Below are 13,017 nucleotides of genomic sequence, written 5' to 3' on the forward strand. Positions count from 1 at the left end.
CGTTCCGGTCAGATGACGATGACACGGTGACCATGCTCGAGGAACTCGTACAGACAGCTCTCAACCGCGAACTGCCGTCGCGTACGGCGGCGCTCGAGGTGCTCAGTGGGAAGGACGAGCTCGTCGACGTGGTGGCGTCGGCGTTCCGGGTGCGGCGCGAGTTCTTCGGGCGACGGGTGAAGCTGAACACGATCATCAACCTGAAGAGCGGGCTGTGTCCGGAGGACTGCACGTACTGTTCGCAGCGGCTCGGCTCGACCGCGGACATCTTGAAGTACTCGTGGATCGATCCTGGCGAGGCGACGCAGCTTGCGGGACAAGCGGTCGCGGCCGGTGTGAAACGGGTCTGCCTGGTGGCCAGTGGACGGGGGCCTGGTGATCGGGACATCCGCCGCGTCGAGGGCATGATCGAGACGATTAGGGACGAGCACCCGCACGTGGAGGTCTGTGTCTGCCTCGGGCTGCTTCAGGACGGACAGGCCGAGCGGCTGCGGGACGCCGGCGCCTACGCATACAGCCACAACCTGAACACCAGCGAGCAGCGGTACGGCGAGATCTGTACGACGCACACGTACCGGGATCGCGTCGAGACGCTGGAGCGGGCGACGAAAGGTGGGTTGTCGCCGTGTTCGGGAGCGATCTTCGGGATGGGAGAGACGGACGAGGAGATCGTCGAGCTGGCGTTCGCGTTGCGCGAGCTCGATCCTGACTCGGTGCCGGTGAACTTCCTGATCCCGTTCGAGGGAACTCCGCTGGGCGGGCGCTGGGAGCTGACTCCCGAGCGGTGTCTACGGATTCTCGCGCTGTTCCGGTTCTGCTTTCCGGATGTGGAGGTGCGGTTGGCCGGTGGGCGGGAGATCCACCTCCGGGGGCTGCAGGCGATGGCGCTGCATGTGGCGAACTCGATCTTCCTGGGCGACTACCTGACCAGCGAGGGGCAGCCTGGTGCGGATGATCTCCAGTTGATCGCGGACGCCGGATTCACAGTCGAGGGTCTGGAGCAGCCGACGTTGCCGCAGCGGCGGCACGACCTGGTCGCCCTCAGGCGCCGTGGCGCGGGCAGCAGCACGCACGGCGACTCCTGACGCGGTGCTGTCCGGCTCGATCTCGCGGTGGGCTGGCGGGCGGGGAGTGCGGGGAGTGAGCGATGCGGTGGAATGGGGGGTTGGACGGTAACGTTTGTCCGATTACTGATCTTCAGCATTGTTAGGAGTCATCGTGGCGACGCCACCTCGCAATCCTCGCTCCGGTTCTGGGGACCGTCGTGGTTCCTCCGGGGGCGCCGGCCGTTCCGGCCGTACCGGTGGTGGACGTTCTGACTCCGGGAATCGGTCCGGTTCCGGTGGGGGCGGGCGCTCTGGCGGATGGTCCGGGAACGGTGGCGCCGGCGGTGGTCGGGGTGCTGGGGATGGGCGTACTGGCTCTGGGGCCGGGCGTGGTGGTGCGGGCGGCGCTGGTGGTTCTGGTGGCGGTCGGGCTGGTGCGGGTGCTGGGCGTGGGGCTGCGGGGAGTGGGCGGTCCGCGGCTGGTGCGGGTGCTGGTCGTAATGCGTCTGGTGGGAGTGGTGCTGGGCGTGGGGGTTCTGGGGCTGGGTGGACCGGGTCGGGTGGGGGACGGTCCTCGTCTGGTGGTTCGCGGGCCGGGGGCGGTGGCGCTCGGTCCGGGGGTGGGCCTCGGGGTGGCGGTGCTGGGAGTTCTGGTGGGGGTTCGCGGCGTACGGGGATTGCCGGTGGGCGGTCCGGGTACAGCGATCGGGATGAGAATTCGTTCGAGAATCGGCGGGGGTTTGCCGGGTCTCGGGGGGATGACAAGTCGCGGCGGGATCCGTTCGGTGGGCAGTTGGCCGGGGATGAGCGCGACGGGCGGTCCGGTGGGTATCGCCGGGATGAGCGTGGCGGGCGTGGGCCTGGCGCGGGCCGTGGGGTAGCCGGCTCGCGACGTGACGACCGCGGTGGGTACCGGCGCGACGAGCGTGGCGGTGATGACCGTGGTGGTTACCGACGGGACGAGCGCGGTGGTGATGACCGTGGTGGTTACCGGCGTGATGAGCGGGGTGGGGGCGAGCGTGGGTTCCGGCGGGATGAGCGTCGTGGGGATGAGCGCGGGGGCCGGCGGGACGAGCGTGGTGGGCAGGGTGCTGGGGGGTATCGGCGGGACGAGCGTGGGGCCCGGCGGGACGTGCGGGGGGCGGACTCGCGGGGTGGTCGGCGGGACGAGCGTGGCGAGCAGCGGGGTGGGGACTTTCGGGGGCGTGGGGGGCCTCGGCGGGAGGAGCGGGAGGAGAAGGTCGGGCCTCGGCGGGACGATCCGAAGATTCCGGACGGGATCACCGGGGCCGAGCTCGATCGTGGGGTGAAGGCCGAGCTGCGGTCGTTGCCGCGGACGCTGGCGGATCTCGTGGCGCAGCACCTGGTGGCGTCGGGGCGGTTCCTCGACGACGACGCGGAGTTGGCGTATCAGCATGCGCGGACGGCGCGGCGGCTGGCGGCGCGGCTCGGTGGGGTGCGGGAGGCGGTCGCGATCACGGCGTACCTGGCTGAGCACTACGACGAGGCGTTGACCGAGTTCCGGGCCGTACGGCGGATGACCGGGAACCACGAGGTGCTCGCGATGATGGCCGACTGCGAGCGGGCGCTCGGGCGGCCGGACAAGGCGCTGGCGCTGACGAAGGACAAGCACGTTCGGGAGCTCTCGGAGGCGACGCAGGTCGAGCTGCTGATCGTGGCGGCCGGTGCGCGGCGGGATCTCGGGCAGACCGCGGCGGCGGTTCAGATGCTCGAGGTGCCGGAGCTGACCAAGCGGACGCGGGCGGACTGGTTGCCGCGGCTGCGGTACGCGTACGCCGATGCGCTCGAGGAGGCCGGGCGGGCCGATGACGCGCTGGTGTGGTTCCACCGGGCGGCTGGGGTCGACGGTGACGGTGTGACCGGGGCAGCTGAGCGGGCGGCGCAGTTGGAGGGGCTGGAGTTCACCGACCTGGACGAGGATGTCGTCGTGGACGACGAGGATCTCGAGGTCGAGACCCCGGATGACGCGGACGAGGATCTCGAGGTCGAGCAGGCGGATGGCGCCGACGCCCAGGACGGCGACGTGGAGTCCGAGGGCGGGGAGTCCGAGGACAGCAAGGAGTAGAGCGTGGCCGGTGTGGGGCTGGTGGCCGGGGATCCTGTTGGAGGGCTGGTGGCGGCCGCGCTGGCCAAGGGCGCGCAGCGGCTGGAGAAGTCGGTGCGGATGGTGGCGGACGGCGAGGACGACGCCATCCACCAGGTGCGGGTGTCCTGCCGGCGGCTGCGGAGCGATCTGAAGCTGTTCCGCAAGCTGCTGGCGGGGGACTGGGCGACCGGGCTCCGGGCGGACCTGGCCTCGCTCGCGCAGGCGTGCGGCGAGGCGCGGGATCTTGAGGTGATCGCGGAGCTCGTCCGCGAGAATGTCACCAGCGAGGACAACCCGGAGCACGTCGACACGATCCTCACCACGCTCACGCTCGGCCTGGATCGCGCGCACGCCCGCTCCGCCGAGGTCGTTCTGGGCGACTCGACGAAGGAGCTGCTCACCACCCTCAAGGCCGTCGCAGTAGCGCCCGACCTGAAGCCGAAGGCAGAGAAGCCCTGCGGTGAAGTCCTCCCGCAGCTGCTGCGGACAGCCACCGCCAAGCTTGCCCAGGAAGCCGACAGGCTGGAGCCCTGGACTCCTGACGACGACTGGCACGAGGTGCGGCTGCTGGCGAAGCGTGTGCGGTACGCCGCCGACACCAGCGCCGCCGTGCTCGGTGAGGAGGCAAAAGCCACCGCCGCGCACGCAGCGACGTACCAGGAACTGCTGGGGCAGCACCAGGACCACTGTGCGGCTGCAGACGCTCTGACAGCGATGGCAGTCGACGCGGCCGCTCAGGACGACCCGGAGCTCTCCTTCACGCTAGGACGCCTCACAGAGCGCCACAGGGCCGCGCGGAAGCCCCTACGTGAGCAGTTCCTCAGCCTTTACCACCGGCCCTGAGCTACAGCGTCCGGAACAGCAGCCCCACTCGCGGTTTCGGGCCGAACGACGTGGCCTTCTGCGGCAGTACGACGCCCTGCGCGGCAGAGCGCAGTACCTGGTCCATGTGGGGTGCTGTGAGTTCTACCGCGAGCTGTTGCGCATCAGCGAGCGCTAGGGCGTCCGAAAGCGTGTGGTGGAAGCTGAGCGTGTCCTCAGCGACTCCCCACGCCGGCAGCAACACCTCGTGCAGCAATGCGACCGTAGGAGCGTCCGACGCCGCGTGAAGTGTCAGCCAACTGGAGCCGTCCGTGACAGAGATCCGGTTCGGATCGCCGTCCACCCGGCCCGGCTGCATCTGCCAGCCGGACGGCGTCCGCTGTTGCACGGTAGCGAGGTCCAGCCCCGGTACGACGCGGTGGATCGGGTCCAGCGTTAACGGGTGTCGTATGTAGTCCACCAGCATCGCCAGGCCGACCTGTGTGCTCTCCCGGTACGGCTCCCGCAGTTGGCGCTCGAGATACGCCGCATAGCGGTGGTGTCCGTCAGCAATGAGCGCCTCGTGCCTCGCCAGTTCGTTCGAGATGTCAGCGAGCACAGCCGGGTCGGCAATGCGCCAGATGCGGTGTTCGGCGCCATTGTCGGTTTCTGCTTCCAGCCAAGGCTCCCCGGCGCGCGCTGCGTCGACGGCATCGCTGGCGACGCCCCCATCGGAGTACGCGAGCAGGATCGGCTCCAGGTCCGCGTCGGTCGCCTCCATCAGCCGCAGGCGGTCGTCGACCCAGTGCGGCATGACGTCCTCGTGCGGCAGTACTACGTGACGTGTCGGGTCCAGCCGCAACGAGCCGACCAGCCCGCACAGTACGGCGTCCCCTAGGCGCTGCTCGTACACGTACAGTGCGGGCTGCTCGTCCTGCACTACGACACCGTCCCGCTGCCACCCGGACAGCCGGTGCGCCGGTTCGTCGTACCGGGCAGGTCCGAGGTCCGGATCGCGTGGAAGGATGAGCCTCACCATGTTGTGCAGATCAGAGTCAGTCAGCCGCCGGACGATGGCGGGTTCCAGCACGTCGTACGGCGGCGACGTGACCGCGCCCAGCGCGCTCACCTTCCCCGCCACGAACCGCCAGGCCCGCAGGGGATCGAGTCTCAGCACCGCATCCGGCATGCGCGGAATCGTACGGGGTGAAGGATGAGCACGGAACGAACTGCGCCCCAGCCGCTGTCGGCGTGTGACGAACCGCTCGCGACCCGGTACGACGTGGCGCTGCTGGACCTCGACGGCGTCGTGTACGTCGGCCCGGACCCGGTCCCGGACGCGCCCGAGAACCTGCGCAAGGCCGCCAAGGAAGGCATGCGGATCGGGTTCATCACGAACAACGCGAGCCGGCCGGCCGCGATCGTTGCCGAGCACCTCGCGTCGTTCGGGCTGGACGTGATCGCCGACGACGTGGTGACGTCCGCGCAGGCCGCGGCGAAGCTGGTCGCGAACGAGTTCCCGAAGGGCTCGCCGGTGCTCGTGGTCGGCGGCGAGGGACTGTACGTCGCGCTCGAGGAGTACGGGTTGACGCCGGTGCGGAGCAGCGACGGGCACCCGGTCGCGGTCGTCCAGGGGTTCCACCCGGACGTGAACTGGGTGATGCTGGCCGACGGCGCGCACGCGATCAACGAGGGCGCGAAGTGGTACGCGACCAACATGGACGTGACGATCCCGACCGCGGCCGGCAAGGCGCCCGGGAACGGCACGCTGGTGCAGGCGGTCCGGGCCGCCGTCGACGTCGATCCGGTGGTCGCCGGGAAGCCCGAGCCGCCGCTGCTGGAGACCAGCATCGAACGGCTGGAAGCCAAGCAGCCGTTGATGATCGGCGACCGGCTGGACTCCGACATCGAGGGCGCGAACAAGATCGGCATCGCGAGCCTGTGGGTGGCGACCGGGGTGCACGACGCGTACGACCTGGCGCGGGCGCCGAAGAACCAGCGGCCGACGTACGTCGCTGCCGGGCTCGGGGCGCTGGCGGAGAAGCAGCCCGGGGTGAAGGTCGACGGCGGCAAGCACACGTGTGCGGGCTGGACCGCCGAGGTCGTGGACAACGCCGTCACGGTGAAGGGCGAGGGCGAGCCGTACGACGGGCTGCGGGCGATCCTGTCCGCGGTCTGGGCCGCCGTCGACGCGCCCGCCGAGCCGGCGAAGTCCGCGAAGACGACCGCCCGCGGCCGCCGGCCACGCCCGAAGCCCGCGCCGACCGCCGATTCCATCGCGCTGGACGCAGCCCTGCACCGGATCGGCCTCGACAAGTAGGCAGGTCCGGCTGGTGTTGGGGCGCGGAGGCGATACCGTTGCTGGGACGACGCTAGGAGGCAGTCATGGTGATGGACGCGCTGCGCGGGTACGTACAGCTGGCGAACGGGTTGACCGAGGTCACCAAGCAGAAGGCCCAGACCGCTGCGAAGGCGCTTTGCAGCAGACCGGGGCGGACTCGCTGACCACCCGGGTGAGTGACCTGGCCGACGAGATCGTTGCCACCAGCAAGAGCAACCGTCAGCTGCTGCAGGCGATCGTGGCGAACGAGGTCGAGGGCGCGGTCGCGCGGCTCGGGTTCGTCCGGTCCGAGGAGGTCGCGGCGCTGACCCGGCGGGTCAAGGCGCTGGAGAACGAGCTGGCCGAGGCGCATGAGGCCGCGGCGGAGCGCGCCGCCGAGCCGGCGCCGGTGGTCGAGGACGTCGTCGAGGCGACGGTGGTCGAGGAAATCCCGGCTCCGGCGAAGAAGGCTGCTGCCAAGAAGGCCCCGGCCAAGAAGGCCGCCGCGAAGAAGGCCGCACCTGCGAAGAAGGCTGCCAAGAAGGCGCCGGCGAAGAAGACGGCGAAGAAGGCCTGAGATGACCGAGCATCCCGGCGAGCAGTTCCCGCCGCACGTGGACCCGGACGTGGAGCCAGGCTCCGATCCGTACCGTGCCGACGAGCCGCAGCCGCGTCCCGACTACGACACCGAGCCGGGGGAGCACGTGGATCCGGCGGAGGTCGAGTTCGGGCCGGAGTTCGCGCGGGCGCCGGGTCAGGAGTACGAGCACTCCTTCGAGTCCGGCTCGGCGGCCGACGAAGCGGCCGACGTACCGGTGGAGGAACCTGCGGAGGACGGCGGGCATCCGTTGGTCGAGGAGACGATGGTCCGGCTGGACGGGCTGCGGGACCGGCCGGTGAGTGAGCACGGTGAGGTGTACGCCGACCTGCACGAGCGGCTGCAGAGTGCGTTGGTCGAGGCTGACGCCGAGCAGAGCGACCGGGGCTGAGCGGCCGGACGAGTGGCCAAGGGAGTCAAGCGGTCGCGGCTCGATGCGGAGCTGGTACGGCGGGGTCTCGCGCGTTCGCGGGAGCACGCGAGCGAGCTGATCGCGGCCGGCAAGGTGAAGGTGTCGGGGACCGTGGCCGGCAAGCCCGCGACCGGGGTGGGCGCGGATGCGCCGATCGTCGTGGACACGTCCGAGCACGAGGACCCGGGGTACGCCAGTCGCGGTGCGCACAAGCTGATCGGTGCGCTGGAGGCGTTCCCGGACGTCCAGGTGAAGGGCCGCCGTACCCTCGATGCCGGGGCGTCGACGGGCGGGTTCACCGACGTACTGCTGCGCAACGAGGCCGCGCACGTGATCGCGGTCGACGTCGGGTACGGGCAACTGGTGTGGGCGTTGCAGACCGATGAGCGGGTCACCGTCATGGATCGGACGAACGTCCGGACGTTGACGTTGGAGGACATCGGCGGCGACCCGGTCGACCTGGTGGTCAGTGATCTGAGCTTCATCAGCCTGACGCTCGTGCTGCCGGCGCTGACCGGTGTGGTGAAGCCGGACGGCGAGCTTGTGCTGATGGTGAAGCCGCAGTTCGAGGTCGGCAAGGACCGGCTCGGCAAGGGCGGCGTGGTGCGCGACCCGGAGTTGCGCGCGGACGCGGTCCGTACGGTTGCCGTCAAGGCGCAGCAGCTCGGCTGGGGGATCGCAGGCGTGGCGGCCAGCCCGTTGCCTGGTCCGTCAGGAAATGTCGAATACTTCCTGTGGATACGCCGGGTTGCGCCGCCTCTCGATGAGACGATGCTCCAAACGGCTATCGAGCGTGGGCCGCAATGACCGGGGCGGTGGGGTGGGAAATGAATGAAGGGAGCGGCGGGGTTGGCTGAGCACGAGCCGCGGCGCGTGCTGCTGGTCACGCACACCGGCCGCGAGCAGGCGGTCGGGGTCGCCCGGGCCGCACACCGGCTGCTGACCGACGCCGGGATGCAGGTCCGGCTGCTCGGCGGTGAGGCCGCGGAGCTCAAGCTCGACCCGGTCGAGATCGTCGACGACCCGGAGAAGGCGGCGAACGACGTCGAGCTGATCATGGTGCTCGGCGGCGACGGCTCGATCCTGCGCGGCGCCGAGCTGGCCCGCCCGCACGGAACGCCGGTGCTCGGGGTGAACCTGGGCCACGTCGGGTTCCTCGCCGAGGCCGAGGTGGACGACCTGGAGCGGATCGTCCAGGTGGTCGTGAACCGGACGTACACGGTCGAGGAGCGGATGACGCTGGCCGTCGACGTCCGGCTGGACGACGACCTGATCTTCGAGACCTGGGCGCTGAACGAGGCCAGCGTGGAGAAGGCGGCCCGCGAGAAGATGCTCGAGGTGCTGGTCGAGGTGGACGACCGGCCGTTGTCGCGGTGGGGCTGCGACGGTGTCGTGGTGGCGACCCCGACCGGCAGTACGGCGTACGCGTTCTCGGCCGGCGGGCCGATCGTCTGGCCCGAGGTCGAGGCGATCCTGCTGGTGCCGCTGAGCGCGCATGCCTTGTTCTCCAGGCCGATCGTGGTGGCGCCGACGTCGCGGCTGTCGATCGAGCTGGTGCCGTCCTGGCACGGCCGCGGGGTGCTGTGGTGCGACGGCCGGCGGATGGTCGAGGTGCCGCCCGGCGCCGAGATCCAGGTCCGCCGGGGGAGTACGCCGGTCCGGCTGGCCCGCGCCCACGAGGCGCCGTTCACCGACCGGCTGGTGGCGAAGTTCGACCTCCCGGTGCTCGGCTGGCGCGGTGCCGCCGAGCGCAAACGCAACGGAACACAGGAGTCCTAGATGCTCTCCGAAATCCGCATCACCGGGCTGGGCGTGATCGAGGACGCGACGCTCGACCTGGATCCCGGATTCACCGCCGTCACGGGTGAGACCGGTGCCGGCAAGACGATGGTCGTGACCGGGGTGAACATGTTGCTCGGCGGCCGGGCGGACAGCGGGCTGGTGCGGCACGGGACGCGGCGGGCGCGGGTCGAGGGCCGGGCGAGCGCCGTACCGCGGGCGATCGTGCAGCAGGCCGAGGACCGTGGCGGCGAGCTGGACGACGACGAGTTGCTGATCGCCCGCGAGCTGTCGTCGGAGGGCCGGTCGCGGGCGTTCCTGGGCGGTGCGTCGGTGCCGGTGTCGGTGCTCGGCGAGGTGTCCGGGGACCTGGTCGCGATCCACGGGCAGGCGGATCAGTGGCGGCTGCTGCAGCCGGCGCGGCAGCGGGAGACGCTCGACACCTTTGCGGGCAAGGCGGTTCTGGTCCCGCTGCAGGAGTACTCCGCGGCGTACAGGCGGCATCGCGAGGTCGAGGCGGAGCTGACCGAGCTGGTCACCCGCGAGCGCGACCGGCTGGCCGAGGCGGACCTGTTGCGATTCGGGCTGGACGAGGTCGCGAAGGCGGAGCCGTTGCCCGGCGAGGACGTCGAGCTGGCCGCCGAGGAGCAGCGGCTCGCGTACGCCGACGGTCTGCGGACCGCGGCCACCACCGCCGCGGACGCGATCGCCTCCGAGGACCTGGACTCGACCCGGCCGAACGACGTACTCGGCCTGCTGGCGTTGACGAAACAGGTCCTGGACGGCGAGCGCGAGCACGACCCGAAGCTGGCCGAACTGGCCGACCGCGCGGGCGAGCTGGGCTACCTGGCGGCCGACCTGGCGCAGGAGCTGTCGTCGTACGCCGCCGATGTCGACACCGATCCGGCGCGGCTGTCCGTGGTGAGCGAACGGCGGGCGTTGCTGACCTCCTTGATCCGCAAGTACGGCGCCGACGAGGGCGTCGTCGACGAGGTACTCGAATGGGCGAAGCGTTCGGCGACCCGGCTGGCCGAGCTGGACGGCAGCGACGAACGCGTCGAGCAACTGAATGCCGAGCTGACCGAGCTGGACGCGACGCTCGCCGAGCTCGGGCAGCAGATGCGGGCGGCCCGGATCGAGGCGGCCGAGCGGCTCGGCGTCGCGGTGTCGGAGGAGCTGACCGGGCTGGCGATGCCGCACGCGAAGCTGTCGGTCGAGGTGCACGAGACGACCGCCGGCCCGTTCGGGATCGACGAGGTCGAGTTCTGCTTCGCGGCGAACCCGGGCAGCCCGGCCCGCCCGCTGCAGAAGGCCGCGTCCGGCGGTGAGCTGTCCCGGGTGATGCTCGCGCTCGAGGTGATCCTGTCCGACACGCATCCGGTGCCGACGCTGGTGTTCGACGAGATCGACGCCGGGATCGGCGGCCGGGCCGCGGTCGAGGTCGGCAAACGCCTCGCCCGGCTGGCCGAGAAGGCCCAGGTGATCGTGGTGACGCACCTGCCGCAGGTGGCAGCGTTCGCGGATCGTCACGCGGTCGTGCTGAAGAGTGACGACGGTTCGGTCACGACCAGCGGCCTGGTCGCTCTGGACGACGACGCCCGGCTCAAGGAACTGTCCCGGATGATGGCCGGTCTGGAGAACTCCGAGGCCGCGCAGACACACGCCGAGGAGCTGCTGGCGCTGGCCGCGAAGCGTCGGAAACCGCGCCGGAAACCTCGTTCCAAAGGATGATTTGACTCACCGTGACCGTTAATTCGGTGCGTGAACCGGGGGCCAGCCGGGTAAATGAGCAGGTAAGGGGCTCTTGACATGGCAGGATGAGAGCGCGATGAAACTGCCCAGCCTGCGGAGAGCACGTACCACTGAACTGCCCGGTGTCACCGGTGTGGTCCGGCTGGATCGGCGTACCAAGAATCTCACCAAACGGCTCAAGCCGGGTGAGATCGCGGTCATCGATCACGTCGACCTGGACCGGGTGAGTGCCGAGGCGCTGGTCGACTGCAAGGTCGCCGGGGTGGTGAACGTGGCCGACTCGATCAGCGGCCGGTATCCGAACCTCGGGCCGGAGATCCTTGTCGACGCGGGCATCCCGCTGGTCGACGGGGTCGGCCGCGAGGTGTTCTCGGTGCTGCACGAGGGTGAGCACGTCCGGCTCGACGAGGGCACGCTGTACCGCGGCGGCGAGGCGGTCGCGAAGGGTGTCGCGCAGGACAGCAACTCGGTCGCGAACCTGATGGACGAGGCCCGCTCCGGGCTGTCCACCCAGCTCGAGGCGTTCACCGCGAACACGCTGGAGTACCTGCGGCGCGAGAAGGACCTGCTGCTGGACGGCGTCGGCGTACCGCAGATCCACACACCGATGGAGGGCAAGCACGTCCTGATCGTGGTCCGCGGGTACGACTACCGCGACGACCTGGTCGCATTGAAGCCGTACATCCGCGAGTACCGGCCGGTGCTGATCGGCGTCGACGGCGGTGCGGACGCGCTGGTCGAGAACGGGTACGTCCCGGACCTGATCGTCGGCGACATGGACTCGGTCAAGGACGAGACGCTGAAGTGCGGCGCCGAGGTGATCGTGCACGCATACCGCGACGGCCGCGCGCCCGGGTCGGAGCGGCTCGAACGGCTCGGGGTCGAGTCGATCGAGTTCCCGGCCACCGGCACCAGCGAGGACGTCGCGATGCTGCTGGCCGACTCCAAGGGCGCCTCGCTGATCGTCGCGGTCGGCACCCACAACTCGCTGGTGGAGTTCCTCGACAAGGGACGCTCCGGGATGGCGAGCACCTTCATCACCCGGCTGCGGGTCGGTGCCAAGCTGGTGGACGCGAAGGGCGTCGGCCGGCTGTACCGGAGCCGGGTCTCGACGTTCCAGGTCGCCGCGCTGATCGTGGCCGGCCTGTTCGCGGTCGGGATGGCGCTGGTCGCCATCGGTGCCGACGATGTGCTCTGGTCGATCCTGCGGGCGCGCTGGAACGACCTCGTCTATTGGATCCGGGAGCTGTTCACGTGATCGACTTTCGCTACCACATCGTCTCGATCGTGGCGATCTTCTTCGCCCTGGGCGCCGGTGTGGTGCTCGGGGCCGGCCCGTTGAAGGGCACCGGAGACCAGTTCGTCGCCAGCCAGGCCGAGAAGGACCGCCAGCAGCTCGCCGACGCACGGGCCGAGCTGGTCCAGGTGAAGGCGCTGGACAAGTACCGCGACGACTACGTCGCCAAGGTGACCGCCGGGCTGACCGACGGCAAGCTGGCGAACAAGAAGATCACGCTGATCTCGATGCCGAACGCCGACAGCGGCCTGAGCGACGGCGTCCAGACCGAGCTGGAGAAGGCCGGCGGTACGGTGTCCACCAAGGTGTCGCTGGACGCGAAGCTGTTCGACACGGGTCAGCGGCAGCTGGTCGAGACGCTGGTCCAGCAGCTCGTCACCCCGGACATGAACATCGCGGCGAACAGTACGACGTACCAGCGGGCCGGGCTGCTGCTGGCGCGCGGGGTCGCGGCCAAGGACGAGGGCAAGTCCGTGGACGCGGACGCGACCAAGGTGCTGAGCGGGCTGACCGGCGCGAAGCTGCTGTCGCTGAAGCCGTCGACGGTGAAGGACCGGTCGAGCCTGATCGTGGTGATCGCCGCGGACCCGCCGACGCCGGCCCCGGACAACTCGACGTACACCGACGCCGTGGACTTCATCAAGGGCCTGGACATGGGCAGCGGCGGCGTGGTCGTGGCCGGTACACCGGCGTCCGCGAACGACGGCGGACTGATCAAGGCCTTGCGGAGTGACTCCGACGCCACCAAGATCGTTTCCTCGGTGGACGTGGCCGATCTCCCCGCCGGCCAGATGACCGTGGTGTTCGCGCTCGCCGAGCAGCTCACCGGGAAGGCGGGGCAGTACGGCGCGATCAACGCGAAGAACGGCGTGGCGCCGGCAGCCGTACAGACGAAGGACAACTGA

General features: G+C 70.1%; 13 protein-coding genes. 12 read left to right on the top strand and 1 reads right to left on the bottom strand.

Annotation, left to right across the window (positions count from 1 at the left end; translation table 11 throughout):
- Nucleotides 1-32: 32 nt before the first annotated feature.
- From bioB to ACXJJ3_RS34025, 4 genes are all read left to right on the top strand, one after another.
- Nucleotides 33-1,085 carry a biotin synthase BioB gene (gene bioB, locus ACXJJ3_RS34010; protein ID WP_458171974.1) on the top strand — a complete coding sequence of 351 codons (1,053 nt, stop codon included), beginning with the start codon at nucleotides 33-35 and terminating at the stop codon, nucleotides 1,083-1,085.
- A gap of 221 nt (nucleotides 1,086-1,306) precedes the next feature.
- A complete protein-coding gene (locus tag ACXJJ3_RS34015) occupies nucleotides 1,307-1,927 on the top strand; it encodes a hypothetical protein (RefSeq protein ID WP_458165978.1) in 621 nt (206 codons plus the stop codon).
- A gap of 251 nt (nucleotides 1,928-2,178) precedes the next feature.
- Nucleotides 2,179-3,132, top strand: coding sequence for a hypothetical protein (locus ACXJJ3_RS34020; protein ID WP_458165979.1), 954 nt, complete (start codon nucleotides 2,179-2,181; stop codon nucleotides 3,130-3,132).
- Nucleotides 3,133-3,135: 3 nt separating this feature from the next.
- Nucleotides 3,136-3,996: a CHAD domain-containing protein gene (locus ACXJJ3_RS34025; protein WP_458165980.1), complete on the top strand. Its 861-nt coding sequence runs from the start codon at nucleotides 3,136-3,138 to the stop codon at nucleotides 3,994-3,996.
- Nucleotide 3,997: 1 nt separating this feature from the next.
- Here ACXJJ3_RS34025 and ACXJJ3_RS34030 read toward each other — a convergent pair whose 3' ends face one another.
- On the bottom strand, nucleotides 3,998-5,143 hold the full coding sequence (locus ACXJJ3_RS34030) for a DUF1015 family protein (protein WP_458165981.1): 1,146 nt from the start codon (nucleotides 5,141-5,143) through the stop codon (nucleotides 3,998-4,000).
- A 24-nt stretch (nucleotides 5,144-5,167) separates the two neighbouring features.
- Between ACXJJ3_RS34030 and ACXJJ3_RS34035 the strand changes: the two genes are divergently transcribed.
- From ACXJJ3_RS34035 to ACXJJ3_RS34070, 8 genes are all read left to right on the top strand, one after another.
- The gene (locus ACXJJ3_RS34035) at nucleotides 5,168-6,274 is read left to right on the top strand and encodes an HAD-IIA family hydrolase (RefSeq protein WP_458165982.1); all 1,107 of its coding nucleotides are present in this window, start codon (nucleotides 5,168-5,170) and stop codon (nucleotides 6,272-6,274) included.
- Between the two features lie 157 nt (nucleotides 6,275-6,431).
- Nucleotides 6,432-6,851, top strand: coding sequence for a phasin family protein (locus tag ACXJJ3_RS34040; RefSeq protein ID WP_458165983.1), 420 nt, complete (start codon nucleotides 6,432-6,434; stop codon nucleotides 6,849-6,851).
- A gap of 1 nt (nucleotide 6,852) precedes the next feature.
- Nucleotides 6,853-7,263: a hypothetical protein gene (locus ACXJJ3_RS34045; RefSeq protein ID WP_458165984.1), complete on the top strand. Its 411-nt coding sequence runs from the start codon at nucleotides 6,853-6,855 to the stop codon at nucleotides 7,261-7,263.
- 12 nt (nucleotides 7,264-7,275) lie between these two features.
- Nucleotides 7,276-8,091 carry a TlyA family RNA methyltransferase gene (locus ACXJJ3_RS34050; protein WP_458165985.1) on the top strand — a complete coding sequence of 272 codons (816 nt, stop codon included), beginning with the start codon at nucleotides 7,276-7,278 and terminating at the stop codon, nucleotides 8,089-8,091.
- 24 nt (nucleotides 8,092-8,115) lie between these two features.
- Nucleotides 8,116-9,063, top strand: a complete 948-nt coding sequence (locus tag ACXJJ3_RS34055) for an NAD kinase (protein ID WP_458165986.1) — start codon at nucleotides 8,116-8,118, stop codon at nucleotides 9,061-9,063.
- On the top strand, nucleotides 9,064-10,794 hold the full coding sequence (gene recN / locus ACXJJ3_RS34060) for a DNA repair protein RecN (protein ID WP_458165988.1): 1,731 nt from the start codon (nucleotides 9,064-9,066) through the stop codon (nucleotides 10,792-10,794). It abuts the gene before it with no gap.
- A 97-nt stretch (nucleotides 10,795-10,891) separates the two neighbouring features.
- Nucleotides 10,892-12,073 (top strand): putative cytokinetic ring protein SteA, encoded by a 1,182-nt coding sequence (steA, locus tag ACXJJ3_RS34065; RefSeq protein ID WP_458165989.1) that lies wholly within the window; start codon nucleotides 10,892-10,894, stop codon nucleotides 12,071-12,073.
- Nucleotides 12,070-13,017 (top strand): copper transporter, encoded by a 948-nt coding sequence (locus ACXJJ3_RS34070; protein WP_458165991.1) that lies wholly within the window; start codon nucleotides 12,070-12,072, stop codon nucleotides 13,015-13,017. The genes steA and ACXJJ3_RS34070 overlap by 4 nt, the downstream gene beginning before the upstream one ends.

The organism is Kribbella sp. WER1 (genome assembly GCF_054189145.1).

Bases quoted from the DNA above. Each gene is read 5' to 3' on its own strand.
- ACXJJ3_RS34030 (WP_458165981.1), bottom strand. From the start codon at position 5,143: ATGCCGGATGCGGTGCTGAGACTCGATCCCCTGCGGGCCTGGCGGTTC.
- ACXJJ3_RS34045 (WP_458165984.1), top strand. From the start codon at position 6,853: ATGACCGAGCATCCCGGCGAGCAGTTCCCGCCGCACGTGGACCCGGAC.
- recN (WP_458165988.1), top strand. From the start codon at position 9,064: ATGCTCTCCGAAATCCGCATCACCGGGCTGGGCGTGATCGAGGACGCG.
- bioB (WP_458171974.1), top strand. From the start codon at position 33: ATGCTCGAGGAACTCGTACAGACAGCTCTCAACCGCGAACTGCCGTCG.
- ACXJJ3_RS34035 (WP_458165982.1), top strand. From the start codon at position 5,168: ATGAGCACGGAACGAACTGCGCCCCAGCCGCTGTCGGCGTGTGACGAA.
- ACXJJ3_RS34055 (WP_458165986.1), top strand. From the start codon at position 8,116: ATGAAGGGAGCGGCGGGGTTGGCTGAGCACGAGCCGCGGCGCGTGCTG.
- steA (WP_458165989.1), top strand. From the start codon at position 10,892: ATGAAACTGCCCAGCCTGCGGAGAGCACGTACCACTGAACTGCCCGGT.